This window comes from Providencia sp. UF-224 (genome assembly GCF_058245955.1).
On the sequence record NZ_JBSICC010000115.1, the window covers coordinates 1 to 426 of the forward strand.

Genomic DNA, 426 nt, shown 5'->3' on the forward strand with positions numbered 1-426 from the left:
CAAGCGGATTTAGTCGCACTACTGGCGTTCTGTTCCGCGCAAACGTTGAGTGAAGTCAATCATTATGCACCGCACGATAACACGTTAGCCGAAGCCCTGCGTCCAATTGAACAGGCAATTGCCTTTGATTTTCGTCAGTGGTGGCAACCGACGAAAGCGAACTTCTTTGGGCGTATCAGTAAAGACCAAATCAGCGATTGTTTAGCCGATGCAGGGGCAGCGGATAAAGCCCTTGAAGCTGCAAAAATGAAAAAAGGGGATGCCGCGGAATTAGCTGAAAACACCCTCAAAGACACGCATTGGTTACCTAACTGTTTTCTCGATGTAAACGCCGACACTCACCATACCGATAACGCGCAATAATCAGACTGGAGACACTGCCCTGAAAAGGGCAGTGTGAAATATCATGACAACTATTCCAAATCA

1 pseudogene is annotated in these 426 nt (G+C 47.4%); it reads left to right on the forward strand.

Annotated features, from left to right (window positions below):
* A pseudogene (locus tag AC4IFO_RS23085) lies at positions 1 to 363 on the forward strand (ParB/RepB/Spo0J family partition protein); the annotation flags it as partial.
* Positions 364 to 426 lie beyond the last annotated feature (63 nt).